The organism is Vibrio sp. M260118, from assembly GCF_036533755.1.
GTDB lineage: Bacteria > Pseudomonadota > Gammaproteobacteria > Enterobacterales > Vibrionaceae > Vibrio.
On record NZ_JATABG010000367.1, the window covers coordinates 1 to 3379 of the forward strand.

A 3379-nucleotide genomic window follows, 5' to 3' on the forward strand; every position below is an offset into this window, starting at 1 on the left:
GAATTCTCGAATCTAGCACACATTAAAAAAGGGCCATTGGGCCCTTTTGTTACTCTTTGATCACCAGTATATCTTTCAGCATCTGATCGGTTAGGTCTGCACTACTCCAGCCCTCCAGCTCAATCGTAACTGAATCATTACCCTTGGAAACGACAATTTCCGCATGGCTATCTTCAGACTCACTGACTGAGATATGGCTTGAAATAATACTATCAACGCTACCCTGTTCATCTTTAAACAACTCGGTTAGGTCAATTCTATCTTTTTCACCATCGTCGTCAGTGTTGTCGTAAGTAAAGTCTTTAATCGTGTCCTTAGAGCCATCAAGATCTCCATCGAGCCACTTAAAGATGTCATCACCATCTCCACCAACCAAAATATCATTGCCGGTACCACCAACTAATAAATCATCTCCACCCTGGCCAAACAGTATGTCATCACCTGCTCCACCATACAGCTCATCATTGCCATCATTAGTTGAAGATTGAGTAAACTCATCAATGTTCCCAGCAACATAATCATGAATATTACTCGCCTCAACCTGAGACAGAGAAGGCGTTGTTTGCTCAGATACATATTCGTACAAAGATTGCTCTTCACCGTCTTGCTGCGAGAACAAAACAGGCTCATCACCAAACAATATGTCATTGCCATCATTTGAGCGAATAACATCATCACCAGGCATAGTTTCGATCAACTCGCCGGCAATCGCTTTAGCAAGTTCTGAAACATTGATATTCACATCAACAAAGCCATCCGTATCAAACTTTTGTAATGACGCTTCATTCACGCCTGAGCTTGAATTATTATTTGGAGTCGGATCCAAGCCTATGGCTTGTACCGCTGACAACCCAGCAAGCACATTGTACATATGTTGTGCTTGAAGAGTTGAAGATATACTGGACTGACTAAACTCAAGTTTATCGTCATTTCTAACTAACGTACCTAGAAGAACTCGATTCCCCGATTGGTTCTCATACGGTGAATATACGTTGGCTTTAGATACCTTACCATCGTCATACTCATCTATTTCAACGACTTTAACTCCGTTGCGATATATTTCATCTGACGTTAAATCATTCAATTTGAAATCAGTGCCAAGGATATCATCTAGAGTTTCGAATTCTTCTGTTTGCTCATTTGAGAACATCCAGAACTGGTCAAACTCATCTTTGTTCAGATAATCATAGTTAGTAGCTGTAATGTATCCATCTGTGATGAAGAATGAATGACTCTTAGCTCCACTGTTCGGCAATCCGGCAAACCAATCAATCGTATCTTTAAATCCATCTTCATAATTTGTATTTCCCCCGGCACCAATGTTAGCAAGGGCGTCACTAAACTCTTTCTTAGGATCTTCTGAAGCTAGATTTATGCTAATGACCTCGGATGCGCTCCAATTAAACTGGCTTAGGAGGACATTTACAGTACCAGAACTGTCAGGTCCGACACTATCAACCAACTTATCAAACGCCAGCACTAACTGCTCTTTAGCAGTTCCCATTACGTTCCCCATACTACCCGACGTATCAAAGATAAACGCAATGTTATAATCCTCACCAGGGATTATCTCTAGACCGGTAGTATCACCGATAACGATGTCATGTTCACCACCAGTGCGTATATTATCGTCACTACTCTCACCAGATGTATATTTAAAGTCACGAATAGAAGCTTCGACCGTAGCACTACCTATAGCCGAATCTGCATTGCTAATCTCTGTTGAAGTTGCCGTAGCTGTAATTGGGAAATCTAATTCGCCCTGATAGCTACTAGGCACCCGAATATCGAACGAAACTAATCCGTTACCAGCAGTAAACGTAAGAGGCAATACATAAGTTCCATTGCTTGCTGTTTGCTCAACACCGTTCAACCATACTTCAGCGTCTTCTGGTATTCCTGTGACTGATACCGAATCTGATAGAGATTCACTTCCATCACTATCTAAGAGGTCAACCTGAATATCGACTGGAATTATCTTAGTCACTTCCGGTGTAACAGTTCCTTTTTCATTGTCCAAAATAACTATCGCATCTTGGAAAACTAGCCTTTCTATCTGGTATAAGTGATCTCCAGCTTCTTTGTCATTGGCAATCACTACATCAGCTGTATCGTTGAAATTCTTATCTTCAACTATCCAATATGGCACAGCAGAATGGTCGTCTGCATCAAACCATCTCAACTTATAGTCATCAAAATTACCACTATAGATAACAGTGTCTTTAGTCGCGCTGTCCAACGCTCCAGTTCCACCATCGAAATGGTCGTTACCTGGACCAGATACGAAAAAGTCATTTGAATCACCAACTAGTTGATCGCCTGTAACGTGAGAGCCAGGTTGGGAAACACTTTCATGAATAGCGCGATTCGGTTCCACTATGAAAAGGTCGCTTCCGTTGGTATCAGAAGGCAAAGGAGAAACCCCTCCAGCTATCAACTCATGGATATTTCCTGGCTCGTTGTTTAACAATGTTCCTTGTTCAAAGAGGTCTTTAATCTGTGCATTGTCGTTGGTGCTGAAGTCAGGTTTTACCCACTCATATTCTAGCTTACCAAGATCAATCATTACCTTAGGAGCATCTGCTAAAGCATGAACATCAACGGGTAAACTTCCCATTTCTACAGTATTACCACTTGAATTTTTCGCAGTAATAGTGATATCGAAGTTTACGTCGCTGTGTTCAGGAGCTTTGACTTTCACAGATTGAATATCGTCAATATTCACAGTGATAGCACCAGAATCACCAATGGTCGTCTCAACATTTTGAACCGAAACTACCGAACCTTTAGGAATACCCGATAGTTCAATAGTTTCGACAGAAGTTTCCGCATCCGCCACCGTAATACCGAGCGATATAAAGTTATCTTCCGGACCTACAGCAGTGTCGTAAGAAAGCTCTTCAGTGCCAGATACCGAAATCGTAGTTTTCGCTACTACCGGCTCGTTAACTCCATCGGATACCTCCACCTCTACAATACGTGGTGTTTCATCAGGCGTATCGCTATTGTTAACAAAGCTAATGGATTTTAGGATGGCCTCAAAGCCAGCAGCGGAAACGGCACCTGATGGATGTGTTACCAATAGAGCTAACGTAGTTGCAGTATTTATAGGAATGACTTCAAAACCTGCGGATTCTGTCCAATTCAATACATCATCAGCTTTCGCGTTGGTGAGTGTAACCGTCATTGACTCGATAGTATCTTTATCATCGAAGATATCCGCATCAGACGTCGCTATCGCTACGCCACTTTCATTACCTTCAACAAACGTCACTTCATGGTGAATCTCTGCTGGCTCTGACTTGACGATTTTGATGACAATATCATCAAAGTCATCATCGTCATTGTCGTTGCCTTTTTGGTCGTCGAAGCTAAGTAC

At 41.9% G+C, this 3379-nt stretch carries 1 protein-coding gene; it reads right to left on the reverse strand.

The window, feature by feature from the left end; translation table 11 throughout:
* Window positions 1-49: 49 nt before the first annotated feature.
* The coding region (locus tag QTO00_RS16860) for a VWA domain-containing protein (RefSeq protein ID WP_331425814.1) at window positions 50-3379 on the reverse strand (3330 nt) is incomplete at its 5' end.